The following is a 24,627-nucleotide window of genomic DNA, read 5'->3' on the forward strand; positions in this document are numbered from 1 at the left end:
GGGTCGGAAGCAGATATTCCCGCCCGTCCGGCGATCGTCTCGCCGTGAGATTTAAGGATGGCTCCCTTCGGCGCGAAGGCGGGGCGGGACGCCGGATTGAAACCTTCTCCCAGAGGGAGAAGGAGGGCCCCGCGCCGCAGGCGTGGGAGGATGAGGGGTTTGCGTAGCCCTTCCGGACAGGGCAGGGCCTTCGGGCGCCAGGACGGCTGACGGTGTAACCCCTCACCCTCCCACGCAAGCGTGGGTCCCTCCCTCTCCCTCTGGGAGAGGGGTGGGGAATGGGGATAGCGCGCAGTTTATCCCCGTACTTTCCGAAACAAACTCCAGCCCAATCAACGCACTGTAAAATAGTTGATCGCGCCAATCCTCGGAGCTCAAACCTCCCGCATAATCATAGCTGTCCCCGTCGCAAGGGGAGGGCGCGTGGTACCGGCCCAAAGCGGCGATGGGGATGGAGCTGAGCGGGGCCGCGACGCCCTGGAAGGCGGGTCGAGGTGTGCGGGCTGTCTCAGAAGGACGGACCAAACGCTGAGTGGCTCGTCGGCCGGGTGAGCGCGGGTCGAAGAGGGCGAGGGATCGTAAACCCGCCTATCGCGCATCGTCGGCGTCGAGACGGTTAGCCGATCGACGGGATGCGCGCCCGTACGGGGGCTCTTGGGTATCAGAGCTGAAAGACGCTCGCTTGGCCCAATCCTCACGCAAGAACAGCTTCTGCGAAGCGGACAGGTCGAGCCGAAACGCACAAAACACATCACGGTCATCCGGGGTCGCCCCGGCCGCTTCGCGCCTCCCCGACTAGCTCAGTGGCTGATGCCGCGTGAGGCTGAGAAGCCGTGTCTTCTCCCTTCCCCATCGATGGGGGAAGGGCGGGGATGGGGGTGACACCGCCGGACGATTTCACACAGGCCGAGCCGCACCCCGACAGTCTTTCACCCCCATCCCCAACCCTTCCCCCATCCGCCGACGGGAAGGGAGCAGAGGAGAAGACGGTGTCACGCCTTCTCGACGAAGCTGTCGATGACCTTCTTGTCGCCGGCCTTGTCGAAGGCCACCGACAGCTTGTTGCCCTCGACGGCCGAGACCTTGCCGTAGCCGAACTTGACGTGGAACACCCGGTCGCCGCGCTGATAGGCGCTGGCCTTGGACGGCGCGGAGACGGCCACCAGCCGGCCCTCGCCCTCGATTGGGGCCGAGCGCCCGCCCGAGCCGCCGGTGCGGGGATTGCTCCAGGAATTGCCGCCGGCCATGCGGTCCTGGGCGCGTTTCCAGCCGGGGCTGGCATAGCCGGAACCGCCGAACGACGCATTGGCGCCTGTATCGTCCCAGCGCGAGGCCGCCGTCTGCTGCATGCCTGGACCGCCGCCATAATAGCCGGTTTCGGACGCCGCCTCGACATGGGCCAGGGGCAGTTCGTCGACGAAGCGGCTGGGCAGCTGGCTGGTCCAGCGGCCATAGACCTGCCGGTTGGCCACGAAGCTGATCCGGGCCTCCTCGCGGGCCCGGGTGATGCCCACATAGGCCAGGCGCCGTTCTTCCTCGAGGCCCTTGGTCCCCTTGTCGTCCATGCTGCGCTGGCTGGGGAAGACGCCTTCCTCCCAGCCGGGCAGGAAGACCAGTGGGAACTCCAGGCCCTTGGCCGAGTGCAGGGTCATGACCCAGACCGCGTCGTCGCCGGCGCCCTTGTCCAGGTCCATGACCAGCGACACGTGTTCCAGATAGCTTTCCAGGGTGTCGAAGGCGCTCATCGACTGGACGAGCTCTTTCAGGTTTTCCAGCCGCGTCTGGCTGGTGGGGCCCTTGTCGAGGCGCAGGGCGTCGGTATAGCCGCTCTCTTCCAGCACCGCCTCCAGCACCCGCTGGTGCGGCGTGGTGGCGGCCAAAGCCCGCCAGCGATCCAGATCGCGCAGGAAATTGCTCAGCGCCGTGCGGGTGCGGGCCGGCAGTTCGTCGCTGCTGACCAGGACGCGGGCCGACTCCACCGCCGACAGGCTCTCGGCCCGGGCGATATGCAGCAGCTTCTGCACCGAGGTGTCGCCGATGCCGCGCTTGGGCGTATTGACGATGCGCTCGAAGGCCAGGTCGTCATCGGGCGACTGGATCAGGCGCAGATAGGCGTGGGCGTCGCGGATTTCCGCCCGTTCGAAGAAGCGCGGGCCGCCGACCACCTTGTAGGGGATCTGCAGCATCACGAAGCGCTCTTCGAAGGCGCGCATCTGGAAGGAGGCCCGGACCAGAATGGCCATGTGGCTGTACTTTCGGCCGGCCCGCTTGGCCTTCTCGATCTCGTCGGCGACCATCCGGCTTTCGGCCTCGCCGTCCCAGACGCCGCTGACCTTGACCTTCTCGCCGCCCATCGCCTCGGTCCACAGGGTCTTGCCCAGCCGGTCCTTGTTGGCGGTGATCAGACCCGAGGCTGCGGCCAGGATATGTTCCGTGGACCGATAATTTCGCTCCAGCCGAACCACCTTGGCGCCTGGGAAGTCGCGCTCGAACCGCAGGATGTTGTCGACCTCGGCCCCGCGCCAGCCATAGATCGACTGGTCATCGTCGCCCACGCAGCACACGTTCTGCCGGCCCTGGGCCAGCAGCCGCAGCCACAGATACTGGGCGATGTTGGTGTCCTGGTACTCGTCGACCATCACGTATTTGAAGCGCGTCTGGTAGTCGGCCAGCACGTCGGGGTGGCTGGTGAACAGGGTGATGTTGTGCAGCAGCAGGTCGCCGAAATCGCAGGCGTTCAGGATGCGCAGACGCTCCTGGTACTGACGATACAGGGTGACGCCCTTGCCATTGGCGAACTCGCCGCCCTCGGCCGGGGGCACGCGGTCTGGCGTCCAGCCCTTGTTCTTCCAGTTGTCGATCATCCCCGCCAGGATCTTGGGCGTCCAGCGCTTGGCGTCGACGTTTTCGGCCTCGATCAGCTGCTTGAGCAGCCGTTCCTGATCGTCGTTGTCGATGATGGTGTAGCTGGACTTCAGGCCCAGCAGTTCGGCGTGGCGGCGCAGGATCTGGGCGGCCACCGAGTGGAAGGTGCCCAGCCAGCGCAGGCCCTCGGCCTCGGCGCCGATGATGTGGGTGATCCGCTCGCGCATCTCGCGGGCGGCCTTGTTGGTGAAGGTGACGGCCAGCAGCTCCCACGGACGGGCGCGGCCGGTCGACAGGATGTGGGCCAGGCGGGTGGTCAGAACACGGGTCTTGCCGGTGCCGGCCCCGGCCAGGACCAGGACAGGCCCCTCGGTGGTCTCGACCGCCGCGCGCTGCTCGGGGTTCAGCCCCTCCAGATAGCCGGGGTCGCCGCCGGGGCCGCGGGGGCGGGCCAGGTCGGAGATGCGCGGGGAGGGGAGGTCGCCGGGAAAGGTCGAGTCGAAGTCTGAAGACATGGAACATATGTAGCACAGACCGTGGCGGGCTTAAGCCCCCAAGGCGGCGATTGCGGAACCTGCGGCCTCGGGGGTCGTTGATCCGACACATCAATCACGGGAGGCTCACATGGCCGAAGGCGCAAGCAACAGCGGCGGCAACGCCGGTCTGGCGTTCATCGTCGGAGGACTGGTCGTGATCGTCGCGATCATCGCCTTCGTCGTCTATTCCGGCGGCTTCACCCAGAAGAAGTCGATCGACGTCAATGTGTCGGCCTCGGCGCCCCAGCTTCCGGACGCGCCCAAGCCGCCGGGCAGTTGAGACCGGCCATGAAGCACGCGCGCCCCAATCATGACCGCTACGGCGGCTGGCTGGCCGGTCTGGTCGTGTTCGTGGTGGCCCTGACCCTGTGGATGGCCTGGAGTCTGGGCGGCGCGGTCACCGTGCCGTCCGACCTGCAGTTTCGCGCGCCCTCGGCGCCGTCGCGGTCGATGCCGAATCCTCAGCCGTCGCCGTTGCCGACCTCGCCGCGTCCCGGTTGATGGGCGGCTGCGCGCCGCAGGGCGAAGACCCGGCACGCCGAGGCCAGCGGGCGTTCGCCCCGGCCGGTGTCGATCGACTGGATCAGCGCCGCCAGGCTCAGCGCATCGTCGTTCGCGGCGCGCTCCAGTGCGGCCCAGAACTCGGGCTCCAGCGCGAGCGAGGTGGCGTGGCCCGCCAGGTTCACCGACCGCTTCTTGAGACTGCTCATGCCGGCCGATAGCCTCCTGTTGCGGCCCCTGCTCTGAAGGACGCGATATCATTATTTCGGTAGACCGTGAGCCGCGCGCGAGCCAGACGACACTGCGGGCCGCTGATTGATCTTATACGACTCAACCTCTAGCGTTGGACGTTCGGGAGTGACGAAACATGCGATTTCAGTTTGGGCGCCCTAAGCCGGCTGAAGACGCCACGCCGCATCAGCCGCAGCCGCAGCCGCAGCCGCAAGAGTCTGTCGCGACCCCGTCCGACATTCTTGCTGGCCTGAAGGCGATCCAGAACGGGGCCAAGGGTCTGGCGGCCGCCGGCGGCTGGGTGTTTCTGATCAACGACACCAATGATTTCCTGAGCTGGCAGCTGGGCCTGAAGCGCTGGTCGGACGACGAGCGGGCCGCCGTCCGCAGGATCTTGGACGAACGCGCCGAGCGGCTGTCGGGGCGCTACTACCAAATGCTCATCTGCCCCGAGAAAAGCATCGTCTATCGTGACTACCTGCCTGCCGGGCTTGATAGGATCCCGCCTTTTGACGACAGGCCGGCCACGGCCATGGCGCGGATGCGTCCCGATATCGTGCACTATCTGGCGGACCGCTTCGAGGCCCTCAAGCGCCTGGGCGTGCTGTTCTTCCGGGGCGACACCCACGTCAACTGGACGGGCGCCTATCACCTCTATCGCGAGGCGATCCTGGCGCTGCAGGCCCGCGGCGCGCCGGTGGGAGAGCCTCTGACCTTCAACCAGCTGCAGCATTTCATTGCCGGCATGGAGGGCGACGTGCTGATCCAACTGCCCGAGGCGGCGAAAGACGCGTTCGAGGTCGACGCCTCACTGGCCCGGGTCGGCAACATGCTGGAACTGGTGATCTCCCATACCCTGCCAGCGGCGCGCAAACGGGCGCGGCAGGTTCGCACGCCGGAGGGGTTCATGCCCGGCGGCGGCGGGCGCGAGACCGTGATCATGGAGCAGGATGACAAGAGCCTGCCCACCGCGCTGATCTTCCGCGATTCCACCGCGACCCTCAGCGTGGAGCTGCTGGCGCATCATTTCTCGCGGTCGGTGTTCGTCTGGCATGATGGCGACGTGATCGGTGATCTGATCGACAGCGAGCAGCCAGACGTCATCCTGCACTTCGTCGCCGAACGGTTTCTGGCGTCCTATCCGCGCTCCAAGGCGATCAACCGCATAGTGGCGTAGGGCTCAGCTCAGTCTTCGCGCTTGGCGCCGTCCAGGTCGCGGCGCAGCCTATCGGCGCGGGCGGCGTCCAGAGCCTTGTCGGCCTTGGCGCGACCGAATTTTGCGCGGTTCTCCGCAGCGCGGGTCTTGTCTTCGACTTTAGCCTTGGCCTTGCGAGCCCGGTTCAGATTGAGGATCTCGGCCATGGTCAGGGCTTTTCGGTCTTGGGCGCGGACGGTCCCTTGGCCGGCGTGGCGGGCCGGATGATCAGGGTCTCGCGGAGGCGCAGGGTTTCGTCCTTCTTGAGCACGAACGGCGCGCGGCCGGGGAAGACGCAGTTCTGCATCGACAGCGATCTGCGCAGGATCCAGCGCTTGATCGGCTGCTCATTGGCCTTGCAGGTCAGGCCCACGGTCCAGGCCGGAGAGCCGGTCTCGGCGGGCCAGGCAAAGCCCATGGAGGCGCCCGCTTCAAGCGCCGTATCGGTCGGCGTGACGGTCTTGCCGCCCGAAGCGAAGGTCAGTCTGTCGGGGCGCACCAGCCGCAAGGAAAAGCCGCCATAGCCCTTGGCGTCGTCGCTGCCGCCCAGGCCAAGGGCGTCGACCCGCGCGGTGATCAGGGTGTCGAAGTCGATGCGCCGCGCGCCGTCCTTCAGCGGATAGACCCTGACCTTGGTCGTTTCCCGCGCCACATAGTCCAGTTCGGGACCGGACGTGACGATCCAGTCGGCATTGACGGTCAGGGTTCCACCGCCCTGGGCGTCGCCCTTGAAGCGCTTTTCCCGCACGTGGAAGGTCAATCCCTTCATGAACCAGCCGTCGGCGACGGACTTGCCGTTCACCAGCACCTGGTGCCAGCTCCAGAAGGCGCCGCGCTGATGGAGATGGTCGGCAGGCTTGTCCTCGGTCAGGACCGTGCCGTCCGGCGCGTACAGCGGGTGCACATAGTTCAGTCGGCCCGGCTCGGTGGCCGGATCCAGCGGCTTGGTCCGATAGACCAGCACGGTCTTGCCGGCTTCGGTGATGGTGACCGCATCGTCCGCCAGCACCGCGTCGACCCGGGCGCCGATCGCGGGGTCGGCGTGCGCCACAGCCGCCGGCGTCGACAGGGCCAGCAGGCCGGCCAGGGCGAGGATGGGCGAGCAGCGGATCATTGGCTGTCGTCCTTGGCAAGGGCTCGCGCCAGGGCAGGGCGGGCGTTGGCGCGCGCCAGCCAGTCGTCATAGACCGCGTGCGGCGGCAACATCTGGCGGGCGAACTGCAACAAACTGATAAACAGCATGTCGGCCGCCGAGAAGTCGTCGCCCAGCAGCCAGGGCGACTTTTCCAGCGTGGTCCGCAACCGATCGTCCAGCGCCTGATAGGTCGCCTTGTCCTCGTCGTCCTGCCGCTGCTTCCACAGATTGACGACCGCGGGTTCGAGCACGCCGGCATAGTAGGCCAGCCAGCTGAGATAGGGGCCCCGCAAGGGGGAGCCCACCTGCGGACCCAGGCCGTTGGCCGGGAACTTGTCGGTCAGATAGAGCGCGATGGCGGCGGACTCGGTAATCAGCACGCCGTCGTCGAGCAGGGCCGGCACTTGACCGTGGGGATGGGGATTGGCCGGGTCACGCGCGCCCGTGCCGGACACCGAGCGATAGATGTCGACGGTCCTGATCTCGTAGGTCGCTCCCAGTTCCTCCAGCAGCCACAGGAAGCGTGTCGAGCGCGAGCGAGGGGCATGGAACAGGGTGAGCATCGATTTCTCCGCAATCTGGACGCGAACGTAACCGGAACGGATCGCTTGGGCAAGCTGGCGGGAAACCTGGCTGGAGCGTCGCCCGTTCGAGAAGCACCAAGGGCGTTGACACCCTATCCGAGGTGAACGATCCCTCGCCCGAACAGGGCGAGGGATTCTGATATGTACCGGCTCTACTACAGTCCTGGCGCGGCCAGCCTGGCGATCCACTGGATGCTGATCGAACTGGGCGTCCCGTTCGAACTGGCGCTGATCGACACGGAAGCCAGGCAACAAAAAACGCCCGAATATCTGGCGCTCAATCCCGACGGCGTGGTGCCCACCCTGATCGTCGACGGCGCGCCGATGAGCGAGAGCACGGCGATCCTGATGCTGCTGGCCGAGCGCCATAGCCTGGGCGCGTTCTCGCCCGCGCCGGGTTCGTCAGACCGCGCTGCCTATCTGCAGTGGATGATCTATCTGGCCAACACCCTCCTGCCGGCCTTCCGCGCCTGGTTCTATCCGGATGAACCCGCCTCCGCCGAGGCGAGCGAGGCGGCCGGCCTGGTCGCGCGGACCAGGATCGAGGGCGCCTGGAATCGCATAGACGCGCAGTTGGCCGCTAGCGGCCCCCATCTGCTGGGCGACAGTCTGACGGCCGCTGATTTTCTGGCGACCATGCTGATGCGCTGGTCGCGCAACATGCCCAGGACCGCCGTGGCGTGGCCCAACATCGCTGAGTACCTGAAGCGGATGCGCGCCATGCCGTCCCTGCGCGAGGTCCATGACCGCGAAGGCCTTACCGACTGGATCAACGACTAGAGCCGAGACCGATATCGCTGATCGGGCGGTCAGGCCTTGCGCAGGTCCTGATCGAGGGTTTGGCCGGGGTCCAACTGAACCCCGAAGGTGTTCAGGATCATGCTGACCTGGGTGTACTGGCCGGCCGTGAAGACCACATCCATCGCCTGCTTCACGCTGAAGTGGGACAGCAGGGCGGCCCAGGTCGTGTCACTGATGAAGTGGTCGGCGTTGAGCTCGTCCGCCGCATGGATCAGCGCCGCGTCGGCCGGGCTCCAGCCGGCGTCGGGGCCGGCCTTGAGCCGTATGATCTCGTCGGACGTCAGGCCGCATCGCAGGCCGATCTCGACGTGCTGGGTCCACTCGTAGCCGCTCTTGCACAGATAGCCCGTGCGCAGGATGACGATCTCGCGCTCGCGCGCCGGCAGGTCGTTCTTCTTGGAAAGGACGTAGTTGCCCCAGGTCAAGAAGGCCTTCAGGGCCTTGGGGGCGTGAGCCATGGTGCGGAAGATGTTCAGCACGGGCCCGGCCGGGATCACGCCGCCGCCGCCCAGCGGCGCCAGGATCTCGGCCTGTTCAGGCGTCAGCCTGTCGCTGGACAGGGGATGGACCCTGGGCTCGTTCAACCGCATCGCTTGCCTCCCGCTCGCGCGGTCTGGCGCCGCGTCGGCGTCAGCATCGCCTCACCCGCAGGCCGGGGTCAAACGATCGTTCAGGCCGCGTCGTCGAGTGCGGGGGGAAGCAAAGAGCTTCGCTTGATCGAGACGCGCATGCCGGCGGTCGAGTCCGTCGTCATCTCGCCTTCGAGCTGCTTGACCAGGGCCTGAACAATGACCGTGCCCAGGCCGCCATGCTTGACGGATGGGGCGCTCGCGGCTGCGCCAACGCCATTATCGACCACGCTCAGTTCCCAGTCGCTGGCCTGGCTCGAGAACGTGACATTGATCAGGGCGTCTTTCCGGGCGGTGGGGAAGGCGTACTTGATGGCGTTGATGACCAGCTCGGTGACGATCAGGCCGATACTCACGGCCTTGTCGGATCCGATGAGGCCATGGTCGGCGAAGACCTTCAGGCTGATGGGCTGGTCCTGGCTGACCATCGAGGTGGCCAGGCTGGCGCACAGCTTGGTGAGGTAGGGGCCGACCTCGATCTGATCGACGCCGCCTGAGGCGTGCAGATGGGACTGCACCTCGGCGACCGAGATCACCCGCTGATGGGCGTCCTTGAGATGGAAGCGGGTTTCTTCTGAGGTGACGGCCCGGGCCTTGAGCATCAGGATGCTGGCGATGATCTGCAGGCTGTTGGCCACGCGATGCTGCATCTCCTGCAGCAGCACCTGCTTTTGCCGAAGGAGCTCCTCTGTGCGCTCCAGCAGATCCTGTCTCTCCCGTTCGACCAGGCGCCGGGCCGTGATATCGGTGAAGGCCAGCAGGATCGTGGTGCTGGAACTGGTGGCGTAGAGAACGTTGCGGGCGTTCAGCAGCATAGTGCGGCGGCCGAGGCCGGGAAAATCGTGCTCGACCTCGAAACCGTCCATGGCGGTGTGCTCGGGGATGATGGTCTCGAGCAGGAGTCTCAGCCCGGGGATATCCCACTGGCCGTCGCCCAGCGCATAGAGCAGGCAGCCGATGGTCTGCTGCGGATCGACCTGGAATATTTCGTAGAATGACCGGCTGGCCGCCAGAACAGTGAAGCTTTCGTCCAAGACCAACAGAGGCTCATGGATCGTATCGACGATGGCCTGAGCAAGGGTTTGGGCGTCTTCAATGCCGGGTATCTGTCGGGTCATCGGCGGGATTTATGTCCGATCCTCGACGCGGCGACTTGGGCGCGGACGGCAGCGGATGGATGCCGATAGTAAAGCCCTACGCGCTTTCCAAACTGATGTCGTCAATTGCTTGGCCTAGACGCCCGTTCGGCGATCCTGCCAAAGCGCCTGCAGGGCGACGTATCGCCAGGTCTCGGCCATCGAGATGAGATCAGCCCGCAGGGCGGGGGTCTGGCATTGAGCCGCCTGCCGCTCCATCTCGGCGGCCTTGGCCAGGCACTCCTTGGCGCTTCGCATGGGCTTGCTTCAATCGTGCAGTGTCACACGACCTAACACGCCAGTTCGGCGAAGGCTCCGCGGGCTAGCGCCCGCCGCCGCCCGTGATTTCCTTGATCAGCGCCTGGACCGGGCCCTTGCCGCCATTGTTCCAGACCACTTTCAGGTGGGCCAGGGTGCGTTCGGCGGCGTCGTCGAACTTCCATTCGCATTCGTCGAAACGGCAGCCGTCGAAGGTCGGGGCTTCCCCGCCGGAATAGACGAGGCGGCAACCGCGAAACTCGCAGTCCGAAAAGACCTCGCCATCAAGGGCGACGGTCTCGTGGTTGTACATCGTCAGGGTGGGCATGAAGGTTCTTTACTGATCGTCGGTCTGGGACGGAGCGTCATCGGGATTTTGCGCCTGCTTGGCGGCGGCCTTTTCGGCAGCCTTCTCGGCAGCCTTGCGAGCCTTGGCGCGCTCGCGTTCCTGACGTTCGAAGGAATAGTTGGGAGTACGCGCCATTTGAGACCTCCTTGGCCGCTGGAAGCGCGACGGGCGAGACCCCTAGCGCGCTTTGTGCGCGATGCGCAGTGGAATCCTCCCCCGAAGGGGAGGATTTTGTCGATCTACTTAACGTTGCCGCAGAAACGTTGGATCCGCGAGCAGGCGTCTTCCAGCACATCGTTGCTGGTGGCGTAGCTGATCCGGAAGAACGGCGAGAGGCCGAAAGCCGCGCCGTGGACGACGGCGACGCCTTCGGTTTCCAGCAGTTCGACGGCGAAATCCTCGTCGCTTTCAATGACCTTGCCGCTGGGCGCGGTCTTGCCGATCAGGCCGGCGCACGACGGATAGACATAGAACGCGCCTTCCGGGGTCGGGCAGTGGATCCCGCTGGCCTGGTTCAGCATCGACACGACCAGATCGCGGCGCTCCTGGAACAGCTTGGCGTTAGGCTTGATGAAGTCCTGCGTGCCGTTCAGCGCCTCCAGCGCCGCCCATTGCGAGATGGACGAGGGATTGGAGGTCGTCTGGCTGATCATCTTGGCCATGGCCTTGATCAGCGGCTCGGGGCCGGCCGCGTAGCCGATCCGCCAGCCGGTCATGGCGTAGGCCTTGGAGACGCCGTTCATCGTCAGCGTGCGGTCGTACAGCCTGGGCTCGACCTGGGCGATGGTGGTGAATTCGAAGTCGTCGAACACCAGGTGCTCGTACATGTCGTCGGTCAGCACCCAGACCTGCGGGTGCTTGAGCAGCACGTCAGCGATGGCCTGCAGCTCGGCGCGGGTATAGGCGCCGCCCGAGGGGTTGGACGGGCTGTTGATGATCAGCCACTTGGACTTGGGCGTGATGACCTTTTCGAGGGCTTCCGGCGTCAGCTTGAAGCCGCTCTCGGCCGTCGTCTCGACCGGCACGGGCGTTCCGCCGGCCAGCAGGACCATGTCGGGATACGACACCCAGTAGGGCGCGGGGATGATGACTTCGTCGCCCGGGTTCAGGGTGGCGACGAGGGCGTTGTAAATCACCGGCTTGCCGCCGGGGGCGACGTGGACCTGGCTGGGCTTATAGTCGAGGCCGTTCTCGCGCTTGAACTTGGCGCAGATCGCCGCCTTCAGCTCGGGCATGCCGTCGGGGTCGGTGTATTTGGTCTTGCCGGCGCGGATCGCCGTGATGCCAGCTTCCTTGATGTTTTCCGGGGTGTCGAAGTCCGGCTCGCCCGCCGACAGGGCGATGATGTCACGACCGGCGGCCTTCAGAGCGCGCGCCTTGGCGCTGATGGCGATGGTGGCCGACGGTGCGATGCGCCGCAGGGCGGCGGACTCGAGCGACATTCTTGGGACTCCCCTGGGAAACCGGTTTTCAGGATTGCGGCGGTCTTTACGCCTCCGCTTGCTGCGGCGCAACGCGGGGCGACCGCTCTTGCGGCAGGTGAGGCCTTTGGGCGACAGGCCTGTGGCGCGACCGCGTCTTGCCTCGCCGAGCTTCAAACGGTAGCGCTACCATCAATAACAACGATCAAGGTTCAGGACCGCCTCGTCGGCCGACCTTGGGGGGAAATGCCGGAGCCGTCCCGAAGGACGATTCCGTCCAGGTGAAACAGGGGAGGGAGCAGCATGAAAGCTGTCATCGTCGTCGCCTCGCTCGTGGCGCTGGCCGTCGGCGCCGGGTCGTCGGTCCTGGCGCGTCAGGACAAGGATGGCGACATCCTGCAGAAGGCGATCAACACGCCGTCGGCCAACTGGCAGGTCCAGGGTGCGGGCCAGACCAACAAGCCGGTCAAGGACAAGTCCGTGGTGGGCGGCGGCGGGATCCGCGTCGAGGTCGCGTCCGCCAGCGCCCAGCCCTGGGACGTGGCCGCCCAACAGCCGATCAGCGGCAAGATCGCCAAGGGCGACACCCTGCTTCTGGCCTTCTGGGCCAAGGCCGAAAGCGTCGATGGCGGGCCGGCCGCGGCGACGATCTCGGGCGCTCGTATCCAGCAGTCCAGCGCGCCCTACGACGCGGCCATGCAGGGCTCGGTGAAGATCGGCGGGGAATGGGCGATGCACACGGTGCCCGGCAAGGCGGCGATCGATATCCCGGCCGGGGGCGGCAACATCTCTCTTCATCTGGCCTCGGCCAGGCAGACCGTCGTGCTGGGACCGGTCTTCGTGCTGGACTTTGGCCCCGACTACGACCTGTCGAAGCTGGCCAACTAGCTCCGCAGCCGCGCCGCGAAGGTCGCCAGATGGCGGGCCAGATAGGTCCGCGTGGTTTCGTCGGCCAGCACGCCGTCGACGATCTTGGTGTGCGCCTGACCGACCAGGATCTCCCCTAGCGGAACGGCCTCGGCCCCGGCGCGCCGCAGGGACAGCCGCAGGGCGTCCTGGGCCCGGACAGTACCCGTCGCGCCCGGACTGGCCCCGACCAGGCAACAGATCTTGCCCGCCAGCGGCGCGGGCTTGCCGCGCGAGGCCCAGTCGATGGCGTTCTTCAACACCCCGGTGACGCCGCCGTTGTATTCGGGGCAGGCCAGCAGCAGGGCGTCGGACGTTCGGATCGCGTCCTTCCAGGCGGTCACGGCCGGCGGATCGCCCACGTCCTCGACGTCCTGATTGAACAGGGGCAGGTCGTGCAGGCCGAAGATCTGGATCGTGACATCCTCGGGGGCCAGTTCCTGCGCCGCGCGCAGCAGGGCAGTGTTGAACGAGGCGGCGCGCAGGCTGCCGGAAACGCCTAGGATCTTCATGTCATGCTTTCGCATCGCCCAAGGATCAGGCGACGCGAGAGAGATAGGATCAACCGGCGCGGGCGGCTAGCTCCGGCGACGTCTGGCCATGGTCGCCCAGCGCCCATGCACACTTCAGGTGCGCCCACAGGCGTGACATGTCCTGGGCTGCGGCCCCGCCGGGCTCCAGCTCCATGACCGACTGGCCCTGAGCAATCGCTTGCTGGAACACGCTACGGGAGCGCAGTCCCGCCGGCGCCAGCGGCAGGCCGCAGAAGCGCAGGGCCTCGACCACGTCCGGAAAGGCGACGGGAGCCACCTCGGGGCGATTGGTGTGAGCCTGGTTGAGCACGATCAGGCCCTGTCGATTGAGACGGCGCACCGTGTCCGCCGATCGCACGATGGGGGCCAGATCCAGGAACGAGGGACGTCCCACCACCAGGCACAGGTCTGAAAGACTGACAGCATGCGCCACGTCCGTCTCTGGAGCCGCCGGTGTGTCGACGATCAGCAGTTCAACGCCCTCGCGCTGGGCGTTGGTTTGAGCGTGGAACAGCTTGCCGGCGCAGCTTTCGGCGAACGCGGGGCCGGGACGCCTTCGGGCCCGGAGCGCGTCCGAGGCTGATCGCTGAGGGTCAAGGTCGGCCAACATCACCTTGTGGCCATCCAGAAAGGCCGCAATGGCCAGATTAACGGCGAGTGTCGTCTTGCCCGTTCCGCCTTTTCGGCAAAGCACGCTGATTGTCTTCACGGCTAATCTCCCCCCAGGCCGCCACCTGAACTGGAACCGATTGGCTTGACGCCAAGCTTCGCCATAGTGAGGGAGAAAATGTAAACGAAATACAACCTCCGCGACCTCGCGATTTCGCGGATCGCGCTTCAGTTCGCGCGAAGGTACAGGTCGCTCTGACCGCTCGGCGCCAGGGTTTCCAGATGGTCCCAAAGACGCTGGATTTCCTGGCTGGCGGCCGAGCTCGGCTCCCACTCGCAGACCGATCGACCATGGGCCATCGACTGCTGGAAAGCGGCGCGGGCGCGCAGTCCGACCGGCGCCATGGGCATGCCGGTAAAACGCAACGCCTCGGCGGCTTTCAGGACGCTGAGGGGCTCTTCGCCATTGCGACGGGGCGGGGCCTGGCTGAGGACGATCAGTCCCTTCTTGCCCAGGCGGCGAACGGCTTCGGCCGACCGCGCGATAGAGGCGATATCCAGGAAGGTGGGGCGGCACACCAGCACACAGAGGTCGGCGCACTGCACGGCCTGGAGGACATCGGTGTCCGGCGCCGCCGGTGTGTCGACTATCAGGCAGTCATAGCCGCTGTAGCCGGCGGTGGCCTTGGTCTGGAACAGCTTGCCGGCGTTGATCTCCATCAGAGTCGGACCGGGCGCGACGCGGGCCTTGAGCGCATCGGTCGCCGAGCGCTGCGGGTCGATGTCGGCGATCATCGTCTTGAGGCCGGCCAAATGGGCGGTGATGGCCAGATTGACCGAGAGTGTTGTCTTTCCGGCACCGCCCTTGCGAGAAATCACAGCCAGGGTCTTCACGTCGATCACTCCAGTTCAGACACGGTTCTTGCCCCACCGGCCTGTGGATAAGTAACGGTGTAATGTGAAGGCTTGGCAAACGAAATGTCGTGACGGGCGAGTGCTATCCCTTGAAAAACAAGGGGTGAGGGCTGTGACATGGTTAATTCGCCCGCCATCGAGGCGCCACAGACGCCGCCGATGCTTGACCCACCGGCGCCATTGAGCGAGGCAGGAGACGTGATGCGCCGCCTCATCGAGTTTGTGACCAATATGGACGCCCGCGCCTGGCGCACGGTGGCGGTGTCCTTCGTGCTGTTTGGCGGGGTGGGGATCGTCTTCCTGTTCGGCGCCCAGATGCTGGGCCTCAATGGTGAGGCGGCCGTCGAGCAGTGGCTTGGCGCGGCCCATGGTCCCTGGGCCCTGCCCATGGCGGTGGGAGCGTTCGCCGCCCTGGCCTTTATCGGTGTTCCCCAGTTCGTGCTGATCGCCGCGGCGGTGGTCGCCTTCGGACCCTTGACGGGCTTCGCCTATAGCTGGGTCGGCACCCTGGTCTCGTCGCTGGTCGGGTTTTGGCTGGGACGCGCGTTCGGCGCCAGGGTGCTGCGTGACTTCGCGGGCGACGGCGTGGCCAAGTTCATGCGGCTTATCGGCAAGAACGGCTTCTTGGCCAGCCTGATCGTGCGGCTGGTGCCCTCGGCCCCCTTCATCGTCGTCAACATGGCCGCCGGCGTCACGCCGATGAAGCTGCGCGATTTCGCGGCCGGCACGGCCATCGGCATCATTCCGAAGATCGGCCTGACGGCCTTCGCCGGCAACTCCATCGTCCAGGCCATGCGCGGCGGTGGCGGGCAGCACATCGTAATGCTCGTGATCGCCGTGGCTGTCTGGATCGTCGCGGGTCTTGTCGCCCGCGCCTGGCTCAAGAAGCGCGAGGCGGCTGACTAGCCAGCGTGGCCGGTTCCGGCGCGTCCGGCAGTCCGAGGGCTTCGCGCGTCGCGCTGCGCCATGCGCGGACCATCAGGCCAAACCACCTGATGCGCGCCGCGTCGGTCATGCCGTCGCTGCGCTCGATCCCGGCGACCCAGGCCTGAACAACAAAGGGCAGGAAGGTTCGCGCCGCGTGGGCGCAGGCGGCCTTCAGGTCGTCGGAGGCTTCCGGCGGCGCCGCCACGAAGGGTTCGGTCAGGCCCGCGAGCAGGGCGTCGCACGCGGTGGCCCAAGGCAGGGTCTCGGGACCGCCGCGCGCCTCCCGCAGCAGCAGCAGGAACAGGGCGGGGCGCGCCCTGCCCATCTCGATCAGAGCCGCCATGCCCGATCCGTACCCGCCCCACGGCTGGGCGGCGATGGCCTCGATCTCGACCAGGATTTCGCTGAACAGGGCGTCTACCAGGGCCTGACGTGAGGGATAAAGCCGGTAGATCAGGATCTTCGCCATGCACACCCGGTCGGCGATGTCCTGCATCGTCGCGGCGTGAAGGCCCTTTTCAGCGAACACAAGCACGGCCGCGTCAAGCACGGCCTGGGCGCGCGCGTCGCGATCGACCCGGGGCTTGGGCTGGCCGGGACGACCGCGTGGCGTCGGTGTTCGAGCTTGGTTTGCTGCGGTCATCTTCGGTGATAAGTAGAATGAAACTATAAAGTTTCAAAATACGAAACGGGGGAGGATTCGGTGTCGGGATTCAGACTTAACCGTAAAGTGGCGCTTGTCGTGTCGATTGTTTCGCTTTTCGCGATTCCATTGGCCGCTGATGCTGGCGAGCGGGCCTCGGCGCTCACCGCCGAGCATCAGAAGGCTGTCGCCCGGGCATTGCCGTTTTCCGATCGTCAGGACTTCGAGTTCGCCGATCGGGGCTTTCTGGGCACGCGCGCCGATCCGCTGATCAGGCGAGCAGACGGCCAGGTGGCGTGGAACCTCGCGGCCTATGACTTCCTCAAGGGCGAGGCGCCCGCGACGGTGAATCCCAGTCTCTGGCGTCAGGCCCAGTTGCTGTCGCGCCACGGCCTCTTTCAGGTCTCCGACCGGGTCTGGCAGGTGAGGGGCTTTGATGTCTCCAACGTCACCTTCATCAAGGGCGACACCGGGTGGGTTGTCGTCGATCCGCTGACCACGGCCGAGACCGCCCGTGCGGCCTTCGACCTTGTCACTGAGAAGCTGGGCGTGCTGCCGATCCGGGCGGTGATCTATACCCACAGCCACAGCGACCACTTCGGCGGCGTGCGCGGCATCGTCGACCAAAAAGATGTCGAGGCCGGCAAGGTGGCGATCGTCGCGCCTGAGGGCTTCATGAAGGAGGTCGTCAGCGAGAACGTGCTGGCCGGCAACGCCATGAGCCGCAGGGCCCAGTATCAGTTCGGCATCATGCTGCCGCCTGGCGTGGAGGGTCAGATCAGCTCGGGCATAGGCCAGGGCATCGCCAAGGGTACGATCACCCTGATCCCGCCGACCCAGACTATCGACCACACCGGCCAGGAACTGGTGCTGGATGGCGTGAAGGTGCGCTTCCAGTACACGCCCAACACCGAAGCCCCTGCCGAGATGAACCTCTACCTGCCGGATCTGCGCATCCTCGACATGGCCGAGAACGCCAATGTCACGATGCATAATGTGCTGACCCCGCGCGGGGCGCTGGTTCGCGACAGCAAGGCCTGGGCTGACGGCCTGACCGAGTCCATCCGCCTGTTCGCCGACCAGTCGGACCTGATGATCACCAGCCACGGCTGGCCGCGCTTTGGCCAGGAGACGGTGAAGACCTTCCTGGGCGAGCACCGCGACGCTTACAAGTATCTGCACGATCAGTCGGTGCGACTGCTGAACCTGGGCCTGACCGGCGACGAGATCGCCGCCCGGATCGAGCTGCCGCCGACCCTGGCCAGGGACTGGTACAATCGCGGCTACTACGGCTCGATGAGTTTCAACAGCCGCGCGGTTTATCAGCGCTATATGGGCTGGTACGACGCCAATCCCGCGCACCTGGCCCCGGCGCCGCCCGCCGAAACCGGCAAGCGCTATGTCGCCGCCATGGGCGGCGCCGATAAGGTCAGGGCCCTGGCCGCCGAGGCCGCCACGACCGGCGACTATGCCTGGGCCGCCAGCCTGTTGAACCACGTCGTCATGAGCGATGGCGGCGACAAAGCCGCCCGAGCCCAACTGGCCGCTGCCTATGAACAACTCGGCTACCAGACCGAGAACGCCATCTGGAGGAACATGTACCTGACGGCGACCGATGAGCTGAGGGATGGCGTGCGCAAGCTCCCGGCCTCCATGGCCTCGCTCGACATGTTGCAGGGCCTGGAAAGCCAGATGATCTTCGACGTCCTGGCCATCCGGCTGAACGCCGAAAAGGTCGGCGACGCGCGCCTCAAGCTGGCCTTCGTCTTCCCGGAGCGTAACGAGCGGTTCCTGGTCGAGGTCCGTAACCGTGTTCTGGTGGCTCAGCCGCTTGTCGCAGGTGAGGCGGTCGACGCCACCCTGACTGTTTCCCGACCGCTGTTTCTCGACTCGCTGTTCCGGGGAACGTCCCTACTGCCCAAGATCCTGGCCGGAGAGGTCAAGCTCGAGGGCGATCGGGCCGCCATGGGGCGGCTGTCGGGGTGGTTTGACACCTTCCCGAACGATTTTCCGATCGTCACCCGCCTCAAATAGTTTGATGTTTGGATAGAAGTTGCGCTGCGTGCGGCCAATCGCGCTCCGGGCGCAAAATGCTTGCTGCGATTGGGGGCGATGTGTAGAAAGTGCGCATGAACGTCGCGCGCACCCTGCTTCTGCTTCGGCTTACCAGCCCCTGGGCGCTCTAGGGTCACGCCTCGTCGTGGCCGGGCGCGCAGGGGATGATTTACCCGCAGCCGCCCCGCACGCAGACACCTTCCGACGAGTAATCAAATGACCCCCGTAGCCAACGGCGCTTTCGACAAGCGCGACAACGTCGTGATCTTCGACACCACCATGCGCGACGGCGAGCAGTCGCCCGGCGCGTCCATGTCGCATGACGAAAAGCTGGAACTGGCCAAGATCCTTGAGGAGATGGGCGTCGACGTTATCGAGGCCGGCTTCCCGATCGCTTCGAACGGCGATTTCGAGGCGGTTCGCGAGATCGCCAAGATCGTCAAGGACAGCACCATCGCCGGCCTGTGCCGGGCGCATCAGGTCGACATCGACCGTTGCGCTGAAGCGTTGAAGCCCGCCGCCCGCGGCCGCATCCATGTGGTGATCGCCACCAGCGACCTGCACATGAAGCACAAGCTGCAGATGGAGCCGGACGCCGTCATCGACGTGATCGCCCGCTCGGTGACCCATGCCCGCAACCTGCGCGACGATGTCGAGTGGTCGGCCGAGGACGCCACCCGCAGCGACCGCCAGTTCCTGCGCCGCGCCATCGAGACCGCCATCAAGGCCGGCGCCACGACGATCAACCTGCCCGACACCGTTGGCTACACCTATCCGTCGGAATATGCCGACCTGTTCAGCTGGATGACCCAGAACGTCGAGGGCGCTGACAGGGTGATCTTCTCGACCCACTGCCACAACGACCTGGGCCTGGCCGTGGCCAACAGCCTGGCCGGCGTGCAGGGCGGGGCGCGCCAGATCGAATGCGCCATCAACGGTCTGGGCGAGCGCGCCGGCAACGCCGCGCTGGAAGAGGTGGTGATGGCCCTGAAGGTGCGCGGCGACAAGCTGCCCTACGAGACCAGGATCGACACCACCCACATCACTCGCGCCAGCCGCTACGTCTCGGCCATCACCGGTTTCCCGGTGCAGTACAACAAGGCCATCGTCGGCAAGAACGCCTTCGCGCATGAAAGCGGCATCCACCAGGACGGGATGCTGAAGAACCGCGAGACCTACGAGATCATGACCCCGGAGTCGGTCGGCCAGGCGCCGTCCAGCCTTGTCATGGGCAAGCACTCGGGCAGCCACGCCTTCCGCGCCAAGCTGAAGGACCTGGGCTACGAGCTGGGCCAGAACGCCCTGAAGGAGGCCTTTGGCCGCTTCAAGGACCTGGCCGACCGCAAGAAGCACGTCTACGACGACGACATCATCGCCCTGGTCGACGACGCCTTGGCGCGCGGCTCGGAAAAGATCCGCGTGCAGCACCTGCGCGTCGTGGCCGGCACCGACGGCCAGTCGGCCGAGCTGACCCTCGACGTCGACGGCCAGGAACGTACCGCCGAGGCGACCGGCGATGGTCCCGTGGACGCGGTGTTCAACGCCATCCACAAGATCGTGCCGCACAGCGCCGCCCTGCGCCTGTTCCAGGTGCACGCCGTCACCGAAGGCACGGACGCCCAGGCCCAGGTCTCGGTGCGACTGGAAGAAGACGGTCGTATCGCCACCGGCCAGGCCGCCGATACCGACACCCTGACCGCGTCGGCCAAGGCCTATGTCAACGCGCTCAACAACCTCTTCGCCCGCAAGGAGAAGAGCCGGCCCGAGGCGGCGATCGCCAGCGGCTTCTAGGATCGGAAGCGTTCGCGCCCCCGACCCCTTTCCCTATCGCAAGGATGATCCCGTCGCCTCAGCGCGACGGGTAGCGCCGCCCTGCGCGGCCCCATGAGCGGATGCCGCATGAGCTCCACCCTTTCCTCGGCGAACCCCGGGTTCGGCGACAATGCCGCCGCCTTGCCTGAATCCTGGCGCGAGATCGGCGCCCGCACTGCCGCGCTGGGCTTTGCTATGCCTTCCGAGCCCGACACCGGCGCGATGTTGCGCCTGCTGGCCGCTTCCAAGCCCGGAGGAAACCTGCTGGAGCTGGGCACCGGCACGGGGCTTGCCACCGTGTGCCTGGCCGCAGGCATGAGCGCGGACGCCACCCTGCTCAGCGTTGATACGGACCAGCGTGTCCAGGTCGTGGCGCGGGAGGCGCTGGCCCGAGATCAGCGGGTGCGCTTCGTGGTCGCCGACGGCCTCGACGTCATTCGAGGGCAGGCGAGGGGAAGCTTCGACCTGATCTTCGCTGACGCCTGGCCCGGAAAGTACGATGGCTTGGACGCGGCGCTGGCCTTGCTGGCGCCGGGAGGTCTCTACATCGTCGATGACATGCTTCCCCAGCCCAATTGGCCGTGCGGTCATCAGGCGCGGGTTGACGACCTGACCGCGCGGCTGAAAAGCCATCCTGATCTCGCGACCGTCAGCCTCTCCTGGGCCTCGGGCCTGGTGATATCGGCGCGACGGTCATGATCTGGATTCCCATCACCATCGGCGCGGCGGCCCTGCAGGTCGCCCGCAACGCCGCCCAGCGCTCTGTCATGGGTGGAGCAGGGCCGTGGGGTGCGACCCTGGTGCGGTTTCTGTTTGGCCTGCCCTTCGCCACCGTGTTCGCGGCCGTGGCCTGGTGGGCCACGCCGGGCGCACAGGCCCATCCCGCGACCTGGTTCTGGCTGGCCTGCGCGGCGGGGGCGGGGCTGCAGATCGCCGCCACGGCGGCCTTGCTGACCGCCATGCATCGCTCGACCTTCGCCCTGGGCACGGCCATGCAACAGAGCGGACTGCCTTTCGCCCTGGTCTGGGGTGTGCTGCTGTTTGGCGACCATGTGGGTCTCATGGCCTGGATCGGCGGCCTGGTGGTCACCCTGGGTCTGGCGGCCCTGTCCTGGCCGCGAGGCGAGGTCGTCCTGCGTCGCGGCGCCGTTCTGGCCGGGCTGGGCTCGGGCGCGATCTTCGCGCTCAGCGCCAACTGCTTCCGGCAGGCCAGCCTGGCCTTCGACCCCGGCCATCCCGTCGCCTCGGCCTTTGTCACGGTGATGGTCGTGCAGGCGATCCAGACGGTGACCCTGACCAGCGTGCTGGCGGTGCGAAACCCGGCCGCGCTTGCGGCTGTGGCGGCAGTCTGGAGACAGTCGCTCGGGGCGGGATTCTGCGGCGCGGCGGCTTCCGGCCTGTGGTTCACGGCCATGGCCCTGAGCCCGGTGGGACCGGTCCGGGCCGTCGGCGTGATCGAAATGCCCATCGCCGCCCTGGCCGGGCGACGACTGTTCGCCGAGCGTCTGACCCGTCTGCAGATCATCGCCGGAGCGGTCACGGCGCTCGGCGTGGTCATGGCCGCGCTCGGCTAGATTTGGCCATGATCGGGTGCTTGGACACCCTCTCCGCAAATGCCTTTGGACGAGCCGCGAATAGACCTTGAAATCAACGCTTTCGCAGGGCAAACGGGCAGCGTCGACGCGCTTTGGGGCTTTCAGGCGACGGCGCGGCCAGGGGGCGGCGCTCCCGTCGTGTCCCGGAGCACGAAAACCCAGATGAGACGGCGATTCCGGGGAATCATGTTGTCCTTGTCCGGTAGTGGGTTAGGTAGTGAATCGCGCGCGAAGTCCGCTTCGCGCCGTGGACTGGTCCAGAGCCTGCTTTCGTCTTGAACTGCCGCGTTTTGCCCCTCTATCCCTCAGTCAGGGCTTTCAATGTTTTCTTCCCTCTTCGGCGTGATCTCCAACGACATCGCCATCGACCTCGGAACGGCCAACACCCTTATCTATATGAAGGGCAAGGGGATCGTTCTGAACGAGCCGTCGGTGGTGGCGCTTCGCAATGTCGGTGGTCGCAAGATCGTCCACGCCGTGGGTATCGAAGCCAAGCAGATGCTGGGCCGCACGCCCGGTCACATGGAAGCCATCCGTCCGATGCGCGACGGGGTCATCGCCGACTTCGAAGTCGCCGAGGAGATGATCAAGTATTTCATCCGCAAGGTTCACAACCGCAAGGGCTTCGTGAACCCCAAGGTCATCGTCTGCGTGCCGTCGGGCGCCACCGCCGTCGAGCGCCGCGCCATCAATGACAGCTGCCTGAACGCCTCGGCCCGCCGCGTCGGCCTGATCGACGAGCCGATGGCCGCCGCGATCGGCGCCGGCCTGCCCATCCACGAGCCGACCGGTTCGATGGTCGTCGATATCGGCGGCGGCACCACCGAGGTGGCCGTGCTGTCGCTGTCGGGCATCGTCTATTCGCGCTCGGTCCGCGTGGGCGGCGACAAGATGGACGAAGCGATCATCAGCTACATGCGTCGCCACCATAACCTGCTGATCGGCGAAACGACCGCCGAGCGCATCAAGAAGGAAATCGGCACCGCCCGCGCGCCGGCCGACGGCGAAGGCCTGTCGATCGACGTCAAGGGCCGCGACCTGATGCAGGGCGTGCCGCGCGAAGTGCGCATCAGCGAAAAGCAGGCCGCCGACGCCCTGGCCGAACCGGTCGGGCAGATCGTCGAGGCCGTGAAGGTCGCCCTGGAAGCCACGCCGCCTGAGCTGGCTTCGGACATCGCCGACAAGGGCATCATGCTGACGGGGGGCGGCGCCCTGCTGCGCGGCCTGGACGCCGAGATCCGCGACCACACCGGCCTGCCGGTCACCGTGGCCGATGATCCGCTGTCCTGCGTGGCCCTGGGCTGCGGCAAGGTGCTTGAGCATCCCAAGTGGATGAAGGGCGTCCTGGAATCCACCCTGGCCTAGGCCTAGAATCCTGCAAGGGCGCCGGGGCGGCGCCAGGAGAACGCATTCGTGCCCTTTCGCGAAGGTCCCCTCGGCGACCTGAAAGTGCCGCTCACCTGGACCGCGGCCGTGGCGCTCATCGTCGCGATCGTGATCGCGGTGGCGTTCCTGCTGGCCGACCGGCGCGAGACGCTTCAGGACCACGCCTATGGCGTGACCCGCCAGACAGTGGACACGGTCTCCAAGCCGGTCAGTGGCGTGATCGCCGCGCCGGGACGCTGGACGGGCCTGGGTCTCGACTTCGCGCGCAGCTATTTCTTCACCGCTTCCGAAAACCGCCGGCTGAAGGCCGAGCTCGCCGAGATGCGCCAGTGGCGTGATCGCGCGCTGGCGCTGCAGGACACCAACGACCGCTACAAGTCCCTGCTGGGCCTGAAGACCGATCCGCCGATCCCGATGGCGTCAGCCCGTGTGGTCAGCGACAGCCGCGGCCCCTTCGCCAATACCCGCCTGGCCGATGCTGGTTCTGAAAAGGGCGTGGTGGTCGGCAATCCGGTGCTGAACGAGCGCGGCCTGGTCGGCCGGATCGTCGGCGTGTCGCGCGGCGTCAGTCGCGTGCTGCTATTGACTGATATCGCCTCGCGCACGCCGGTGATGATCGACCGCACCAACGCCCGCGCCATCCTCACCGGCGACGGCGGCCCCAATCCCAAGCTGGAATATCTGCGCGGTGTTGATCCGATCCAGCAGGGCGACCGGGTGGTGACCTCCGGCGATGGCGGCGTCGTGCCGCGTGGCCTGCCCGTGGGCGCCGCGGTCAAGGGCCTGGACGGCCGCTGGCGCGTGGTGCTGTTCGCCGACGACGCCGCGATCGACTTTGTCCGTATCCTGCTCTTCAAGGACTTCGCCCAACTGGCCGACGAAAAGCAGCTGCAGACCCGCAGCCTGCCGCCGGTAACCACCGAGGATCCGCAGACCTCGATCCTCAGCGCGCCAGCCCCCATCGCCAGGCCGCCAGCGGCTTCGGCCACGAAGCCTCCAGCCACGACGTCCCCAGGCGCGACCGCGACGCCAAAGCCGCCGGCGCCGAAACCCGCCGCGCCCAGGCCCGCCGCCGCGGGAGCCCCGCAATGAGCATGCGCGGCGCCAGGCCCCTGCACCCGGCGCGCTGGCTGGGCATTCCGCTGCTCGTCTGCATCGCCGCCACGATCGTGTTCGCGGCCCCGCTGCGCATCTGGGGCCTGCAACTGCCCGAGCCGGTCTTCGCCCTGGTTCCGGCCTTCGCCTGGGCCCTGATCCGCCCCTCGATCCTGGCCCCGTTCGCCACCCTGCTGCTGGGCCTGTTTCTGGACCTGTTCTGGGGCGGCCCTCTTGGCCTGTGGGGTCTGTCGCTGCTGGTCGCCTACGCCATGGTGCTGACGGCCCGCAACATGATGACCGGCCAGAGCCGTCCGATGATGTGGGCCTGGTTCGCGGGTGTGACGGCCGTGACCATGATCGCCGGCTTCCTGTTCTCGATGCTCGACAGCCTGGTCATGCCCAGCCTGCTGGCCGTGTTCTGGCAGTTCCTGGCCACGGCGCTGCTGTTCCCGTTCGCCCATCGTCTGGTCGATCGTTTCGACGACGCCGACGTGCGTTTCCGGTAGG

Annotated in this window: 28 protein-coding genes; 13 read left to right on the forward strand and 15 right to left on the reverse strand. The window is 66.5% G+C overall.

The features are described from left to right. Positions 1-992: 992 nt before the first annotated feature. Positions 993-3,380: an ATP-dependent helicase gene (locus ACW17V_RS06840; protein ID WP_492108110.1), complete on the reverse strand. Its 2,388-nt coding sequence runs from the start codon at positions 3,378-3,380 to the stop codon at positions 993-995. Positions 3,381-3,489: 109 nt separating this feature from the next. Between ACW17V_RS06840 and ACW17V_RS06845 the strand changes: the two genes are divergently transcribed. Both ACW17V_RS06845 and ACW17V_RS06850 read left to right on the forward strand, forming a co-directional pair. Then, complete coding sequence (locus tag ACW17V_RS06845) at positions 3,490-3,681, forward strand: hypothetical protein (protein ID WP_492108111.1); 192 nt, start codon at positions 3,490-3,492, stop codon at positions 3,679-3,681. Positions 3,682-3,689: 8 nt separating this feature from the next. Next, positions 3,690-3,902 (forward strand): hypothetical protein, encoded by a 213-nt coding sequence (locus tag ACW17V_RS06850; RefSeq protein WP_492108112.1) that lies wholly within the window; start codon positions 3,690-3,692, stop codon positions 3,900-3,902. Here ACW17V_RS06850 and ACW17V_RS06855 read toward each other — a convergent pair. Continuing rightward, positions 3,863-4,111, reverse strand: a complete 249-nt coding sequence (locus ACW17V_RS06855) for a ribbon-helix-helix domain-containing protein (RefSeq protein ID WP_492108113.1) — start codon at positions 4,109-4,111, stop codon at positions 3,863-3,865. The genes ACW17V_RS06850 and ACW17V_RS06855 overlap by 40 nt on opposite strands. Positions 4,112-4,269: 158 nt before the next feature. Between ACW17V_RS06855 and ACW17V_RS06860 the strand changes: the two genes are divergently transcribed. Continuing rightward, on the forward strand, positions 4,270-5,310 hold the full coding sequence (locus tag ACW17V_RS06860; RefSeq protein ID WP_492108114.1) for an alginate O-acetyltransferase AlgX-related protein: 1,041 nt from the start codon (positions 4,270-4,272) through the stop codon (positions 5,308-5,310). A gap of 8 nt (positions 5,311-5,318) precedes the next feature. Here the strand turns inward: ACW17V_RS06860 and ACW17V_RS06865 are convergent, their stop codons facing one another. Genes ACW17V_RS06865 through ACW17V_RS06875 form a run of 3 tightly spaced genes read right to left on the reverse strand, consistent with a single transcriptional unit; the run spans position 5,319 to position 7,026 of the window. After that, positions 5,319-5,495, reverse strand: coding sequence for a DUF4169 family protein (locus ACW17V_RS06865; RefSeq protein ID WP_492108115.1), 177 nt, complete (start codon positions 5,493-5,495; stop codon positions 5,319-5,321). A gap of 2 nt (positions 5,496-5,497) precedes the next feature. Beyond that, entirely contained in the window at positions 5,498-6,442 is a 945-nt protein-coding gene (locus tag ACW17V_RS06870; protein ID WP_492108116.1) for a DUF6807 family protein, read from the reverse strand. After that, positions 6,439-7,026: a glutathione S-transferase family protein gene (locus ACW17V_RS06875; protein WP_492108117.1), complete on the reverse strand. Its 588-nt coding sequence runs from the start codon at positions 7,024-7,026 to the stop codon at positions 6,439-6,441. Before ACW17V_RS06875 ends, ACW17V_RS06870 begins: the two co-directional genes overlap by 4 nt. 162 nt (positions 7,027-7,188) lie before the next feature. On the opposite strand from ACW17V_RS06875, the gene ACW17V_RS06880 reads away from it, so the two are divergent. Beyond that, positions 7,189-7,827, forward strand: a complete 639-nt coding sequence (locus ACW17V_RS06880) for a glutathione S-transferase family protein (RefSeq protein WP_492108118.1) — start codon at positions 7,189-7,191, stop codon at positions 7,825-7,827. Between the two features lie 29 nt (positions 7,828-7,856). On the opposite strand, the gene ACW17V_RS06885 is transcribed toward ACW17V_RS06880, so the two are convergent. The 6 genes from ACW17V_RS06885 to ACW17V_RS06910 form a co-directional block, all read right to left on the reverse strand. Then, positions 7,857-8,438: a carboxymuconolactone decarboxylase family protein gene (locus tag ACW17V_RS06885; RefSeq protein WP_492108119.1), complete on the reverse strand. Its 582-nt coding sequence runs from the start codon at positions 8,436-8,438 to the stop codon at positions 7,857-7,859. An 80-nt stretch (positions 8,439-8,518) separates the two neighbouring features. Next, the gene (locus ACW17V_RS06890) at positions 8,519-9,595 is read right to left on the reverse strand and encodes a sensor histidine kinase (RefSeq protein WP_492108120.1); all 1,077 of its coding nucleotides are present in this window, start codon (positions 9,593-9,595) and stop codon (positions 8,519-8,521) included. Between the two features lie 114 nt (positions 9,596-9,709). Then, positions 9,710-9,871, reverse strand: a complete 162-nt coding sequence (locus ACW17V_RS06895) for a hypothetical protein (RefSeq protein WP_492108121.1) — start codon at positions 9,869-9,871, stop codon at positions 9,710-9,712. Between the two features lie 64 nt (positions 9,872-9,935). After that, the gene (locus tag ACW17V_RS06900) at positions 9,936-10,199 is read right to left on the reverse strand and encodes a hypothetical protein (protein ID WP_492108122.1); all 264 of its coding nucleotides are present in this window, start codon (positions 10,197-10,199) and stop codon (positions 9,936-9,938) included. Positions 10,200-10,208: 9 nt separating this feature from the next. Further along, entirely contained in the window at positions 10,209-10,355 is a 147-nt protein-coding gene (locus ACW17V_RS06905; protein WP_492108123.1) for a hypothetical protein, read from the reverse strand. A 104-nt stretch (positions 10,356-10,459) separates the two neighbouring features. Beyond that, a complete protein-coding gene (locus ACW17V_RS06910; protein WP_492108124.1) occupies positions 10,460-11,662 on the reverse strand; it encodes a pyridoxal phosphate-dependent aminotransferase in 1,203 nt (400 codons plus the stop codon). A gap of 282 nt (positions 11,663-11,944) precedes the next feature. Here ACW17V_RS06910 and ACW17V_RS06915 point away from each other — a divergent pair, with 282 nt between their 5' ends. After that, positions 11,945-12,529 (forward strand): carbohydrate binding domain-containing protein, encoded by a 585-nt coding sequence (locus ACW17V_RS06915; RefSeq protein WP_492108125.1) that lies wholly within the window; start codon positions 11,945-11,947, stop codon positions 12,527-12,529. Here the strand turns inward: ACW17V_RS06915 and ACW17V_RS06920 are convergent. The 3 genes from ACW17V_RS06920 to ACW17V_RS06930 all read right to left on the reverse strand — a co-directional run bounded on the left by ACW17V_RS06920 (position 12,526) and on the right by ACW17V_RS06930 (position 14,583). Further along, complete coding sequence (locus ACW17V_RS06920; protein WP_492108126.1) at positions 12,526-13,059, reverse strand: NADPH-dependent FMN reductase; 534 nt, start codon at positions 13,057-13,059, stop codon at positions 12,526-12,528. The genes ACW17V_RS06915 and ACW17V_RS06920 overlap by 4 nt on opposite strands. Before the next feature lie 49 nt (positions 13,060-13,108). Next, positions 13,109-13,789 carry a nucleotide-binding protein gene (locus ACW17V_RS06925; RefSeq protein ID WP_492108127.1) on the reverse strand — a complete coding sequence of 227 codons (681 nt, stop codon included), beginning with the start codon at positions 13,787-13,789 and terminating at the stop codon, positions 13,109-13,111. 128 nt (positions 13,790-13,917) lie between these two features. After that, positions 13,918-14,583, reverse strand: coding sequence for an AAA family ATPase (locus ACW17V_RS06930; protein WP_419317468.1), 666 nt, complete (start codon positions 14,581-14,583; stop codon positions 13,918-13,920). 219 nt (positions 14,584-14,802) lie between these two features. On the opposite strand from ACW17V_RS06930, the gene ACW17V_RS06935 reads away from it, so the two are divergent. Next, positions 14,803-15,510: a TVP38/TMEM64 family protein gene (locus tag ACW17V_RS06935; RefSeq protein ID WP_492108128.1), complete on the forward strand. Its 708-nt coding sequence runs from the start codon at positions 14,803-14,805 to the stop codon at positions 15,508-15,510. On the opposite strand, the gene ACW17V_RS06940 is transcribed toward ACW17V_RS06935, so the two are convergent. Then, positions 15,485-16,174 carry a TetR/AcrR family transcriptional regulator gene (locus ACW17V_RS06940; protein ID WP_492108129.1) on the reverse strand — a complete coding sequence of 230 codons (690 nt, stop codon included), beginning with the start codon at positions 16,172-16,174 and terminating at the stop codon, positions 15,485-15,487. The genes ACW17V_RS06935 and ACW17V_RS06940 overlap by 26 nt on opposite strands. A 129-nt stretch (positions 16,175-16,303) precedes the next feature. On the opposite strand from ACW17V_RS06940, the gene ACW17V_RS06945 reads away from it, so the two are divergent. From ACW17V_RS06945 to ACW17V_RS06975, 7 genes are all read left to right on the forward strand, one after another. Continuing rightward, positions 16,304-18,208, forward strand: coding sequence for an alkyl/aryl-sulfatase (locus ACW17V_RS06945; RefSeq protein WP_492108130.1), 1,905 nt, complete (start codon positions 16,304-16,306; stop codon positions 18,206-18,208). A gap of 237 nt (positions 18,209-18,445) precedes the next feature. Beyond that, positions 18,446-20,020 (forward strand): 2-isopropylmalate synthase, encoded by a 1,575-nt coding sequence (locus ACW17V_RS06950; protein ID WP_492108131.1) that lies wholly within the window; start codon positions 18,446-18,448, stop codon positions 20,018-20,020. A 108-nt stretch (positions 20,021-20,128) separates the two neighbouring features. After that, the gene (locus ACW17V_RS06955) at positions 20,129-20,740 is read left to right on the forward strand and encodes an O-methyltransferase (RefSeq protein WP_492108132.1); all 612 of its coding nucleotides are present in this window, start codon (positions 20,129-20,131) and stop codon (positions 20,738-20,740) included. Continuing rightward, positions 20,737-21,615, forward strand: a complete 879-nt coding sequence (locus tag ACW17V_RS06960; RefSeq protein ID WP_492108133.1) for a DMT family transporter — start codon at positions 20,737-20,739, stop codon at positions 21,613-21,615. Before ACW17V_RS06955 ends, ACW17V_RS06960 begins: the two co-directional genes overlap by 4 nt. A 342-nt stretch (positions 21,616-21,957) precedes the next feature. After that, positions 21,958-23,001, forward strand: coding sequence for a rod shape-determining protein (locus tag ACW17V_RS06965; RefSeq protein WP_004623009.1), 1,044 nt, complete (start codon positions 21,958-21,960; stop codon positions 22,999-23,001). Positions 23,002-23,049: 48 nt separating this feature from the next. Then, the gene (mreC, locus tag ACW17V_RS06970; protein WP_492108134.1) at positions 23,050-24,114 is read left to right on the forward strand and encodes a rod shape-determining protein MreC; all 1,065 of its coding nucleotides are present in this window, start codon (positions 23,050-23,052) and stop codon (positions 24,112-24,114) included. Then, positions 24,111-24,626: a hypothetical protein gene (locus tag ACW17V_RS06975; protein ID WP_492108135.1), complete on the forward strand. Its 516-nt coding sequence runs from the start codon at positions 24,111-24,113 to the stop codon at positions 24,624-24,626. Before mreC ends, ACW17V_RS06975 begins: the two co-directional genes overlap by 4 nt. The last annotated feature ends 1 nt before the right edge of the window (position 24,627 follow it).

It is taken from the genome of Caulobacter sp. FV2ye17ST, from assembly GCF_058680955.1.

Excerpts from the sequence above, each read along its gene's own strand:
- ACW17V_RS06840 (WP_492108110.1), bottom strand. The coding sequence starts at position 3,380 with ATGTCTTCAGACTTCGACTCGACCTTTCCCGGCGACCTCCCCTCCCCG.
- ACW17V_RS06845 (WP_492108111.1), top strand. The coding sequence starts at position 3,490 with ATGGCCGAAGGCGCAAGCAACAGCGGCGGCAACGCCGGTCTGGCGTTC.
- ACW17V_RS06850 (WP_492108112.1), top strand. The coding sequence starts at position 3,690 with ATGAAGCACGCGCGCCCCAATCATGACCGCTACGGCGGCTGGCTGGCC.
- ACW17V_RS06855 (WP_492108113.1), bottom strand. The coding sequence starts at position 4,111 with ATGAGCAGTCTCAAGAAGCGGTCGGTGAACCTGGCGGGCCACGCCACC.
- ACW17V_RS06860 (WP_492108114.1), top strand. The coding sequence starts at position 4,270 with ATGCGATTTCAGTTTGGGCGCCCTAAGCCGGCTGAAGACGCCACGCCG.
- ACW17V_RS06865 (WP_492108115.1), bottom strand. The coding sequence starts at position 5,495 with ATGGCCGAGATCCTCAATCTGAACCGGGCTCGCAAGGCCAAGGCTAAA.
- ACW17V_RS06870 (WP_492108116.1), bottom strand. The coding sequence starts at position 6,442 with ATGATCCGCTGCTCGCCCATCCTCGCCCTGGCCGGCCTGCTGGCCCTG.
- ACW17V_RS06875 (WP_492108117.1), bottom strand. The coding sequence starts at position 7,026 with ATGCTCACCCTGTTCCATGCCCCTCGCTCGCGCTCGACACGCTTCCTG.
- ACW17V_RS06880 (WP_492108118.1), top strand. The coding sequence starts at position 7,189 with ATGTACCGGCTCTACTACAGTCCTGGCGCGGCCAGCCTGGCGATCCAC.
- ACW17V_RS06885 (WP_492108119.1), bottom strand. The coding sequence starts at position 8,438 with ATGCGGTTGAACGAGCCCAGGGTCCATCCCCTGTCCAGCGACAGGCTG.
- ACW17V_RS06890 (WP_492108120.1), bottom strand. The coding sequence starts at position 9,595 with ATGACCCGACAGATACCCGGCATTGAAGACGCCCAAACCCTTGCTCAG.
- ACW17V_RS06895 (WP_492108121.1), bottom strand. The coding sequence starts at position 9,871 with ATGCGAAGCGCCAAGGAGTGCCTGGCCAAGGCCGCCGAGATGGAGCGG.
- ACW17V_RS06900 (WP_492108122.1), bottom strand. The coding sequence starts at position 10,199 with ATGCCCACCCTGACGATGTACAACCACGAGACCGTCGCCCTTGATGGC.
- ACW17V_RS06905 (WP_492108123.1), bottom strand. The coding sequence starts at position 10,355 with ATGGCGCGTACTCCCAACTATTCCTTCGAACGTCAGGAACGCGAGCGC.
- ACW17V_RS06910 (WP_492108124.1), bottom strand. The coding sequence starts at position 11,662 with ATGTCGCTCGAGTCCGCCGCCCTGCGGCGCATCGCACCGTCGGCCACC.
- ACW17V_RS06915 (WP_492108125.1), top strand. The coding sequence starts at position 11,945 with ATGAAAGCTGTCATCGTCGTCGCCTCGCTCGTGGCGCTGGCCGTCGGC.
- ACW17V_RS06920 (WP_492108126.1), bottom strand. The coding sequence starts at position 13,059 with ATGAAGATCCTAGGCGTTTCCGGCAGCCTGCGCGCCGCCTCGTTCAAC.
- ACW17V_RS06940 (WP_492108129.1), bottom strand. The coding sequence starts at position 16,174 with ATGACCGCAGCAAACCAAGCTCGAACACCGACGCCACGCGGTCGTCCC.
- ACW17V_RS06950 (WP_492108131.1), top strand. The coding sequence starts at position 18,446 with ATGACCCCCGTAGCCAACGGCGCTTTCGACAAGCGCGACAACGTCGTG.
- ACW17V_RS06955 (WP_492108132.1), top strand. The coding sequence starts at position 20,129 with ATGAGCTCCACCCTTTCCTCGGCGAACCCCGGGTTCGGCGACAATGCC.
- ACW17V_RS06960 (WP_492108133.1), top strand. The coding sequence starts at position 20,737 with ATGATCTGGATTCCCATCACCATCGGCGCGGCGGCCCTGCAGGTCGCC.
- ACW17V_RS06965 (WP_004623009.1), top strand. The coding sequence starts at position 21,958 with ATGTTTTCTTCCCTCTTCGGCGTGATCTCCAACGACATCGCCATCGAC.
- ACW17V_RS06975 (WP_492108135.1), top strand. The coding sequence starts at position 24,111 with ATGAGCATGCGCGGCGCCAGGCCCCTGCACCCGGCGCGCTGGCTGGGC.